This is a genomic window from Ruegeria sp. BG11 (genome assembly GCF_056538565.1).
This window is the reverse complement of record NZ_JBQFTH010000056.1, coordinates 1-673: the sequence shown is the minus strand read 5'-3', so window position 1 is coordinate 673 and position 673 is coordinate 1. Positions and strand designations below refer to the sequence as shown.

The window sequence follows — 673 nt, the reverse complement described above, 5'->3', positions numbered from 1 at the left end:
GGTTTCGTTGCAAAGTTTTAGGTCAGCCAAATAGTTCTGCGATCGCTTCAGTTCAGGTTGCCAACTCGGAGAATTGACGAAACGGGCAGATTCCGGGCGTGAACTGGCCTTTACGGATCATGTGCGTCACCTCGATGCCCGCCAGAGTCGCTGATGCCGAAGCAAGAGACTTGAAGCCGAGCATCGGGCGGGTTCGTCTTTTGATGAAACGATGGTCCTGTTCCATGATGTTGTTCAAGTATTTCCGCCTGACCATTTCAATTGGGACCGGGCAACCAAAACCTTTCAGCATCTTGTTGATGGCCTTGAGGCCAGCGGTGTTAGCTCCACTTTTGTCGATGACTATCTTTCTCGGAAGGCCGTTGACCTCCAGCATTCGGGCGAAGAACATGGTGGCCGCGAGTTTGTTTCGACGCTGGGAAAGCATAAAATCAAGCGTCTTGCCGTGCTTGTCGACAGCTCGATAGAGATAGACCCAATTGCCTTTCACCTTGATGTAAGTCTCATCCATTCTCCAGGAGCGGTCGCACGGTCCCTTTCGACGACGCGCCGCTTCACCGATTGCGCCTGCATACCGTGTCACCCAGCGATTCAGCGTCGTGTGATCCACTGCAACGCCTCGCTCATGCATGATCTCTTCTAGATCGCGATATGACACACCGTATCGGACATA

General features: G+C 52.7%; 1 protein-coding gene. It reads right to left on the bottom strand.

The window, feature by feature from the left end:
• Positions 1 to 52 precede the first annotated feature (52 nt).
• On the bottom strand, positions 53 to 673 hold a 621-nt coding region (locus ACR0JF_RS23365), incomplete at its 5' end, for an IS6 family transposase (protein WP_480670133.1).